The organism is Gilvimarinus gilvus (assembly GCF_030518155.1).
GTDB lineage: Bacteria > Pseudomonadota > Gammaproteobacteria > Pseudomonadales > Cellvibrionaceae > Gilvimarinus > Gilvimarinus gilvus.
The window spans coordinates 1-305 of record NZ_JAULRU010000375.1; the positions used below are offsets into that span (position 1 = coordinate 1).

General features: G+C 43.0%; 1 pseudogene. It reads right to left on the bottom strand.

The annotated features are described in order from the left end of the window. Positions 1–106: 106 nt before the first annotated feature. Positions 107–305 (bottom strand): annotated as a pseudogene (locus QWI17_RS06580) (phenol hydroxylase); the annotation flags it as partial.

Sequence of the window (305 nt, forward strand, 5' to 3'; positions counted from 1 at the left end):
ATAAACTATCTGGCTAAGAAATAGTAAAAGCCGCGATTGCGGCTTTTACTATTAATATTGAGCGAGGTGCAGCTAGAAATATCACCCTGGAGATTTCTTTAAAGCGTTATATCTTTTTAAAGAGTGCCGACCTATTTTGCTCTTCAGCACCATCTGCAGCAGTAACGAAACGTTCCATATGGATATCACGCTCAAACAATCGCCCTTGCATCAGCGTCGTAATAGCGGCATCAATCATCGGCGGAGGGCCACAAAGATAGGCTTTATTACCATCAAAACGGCCATTAAAATGCGCGTTAGCTGCT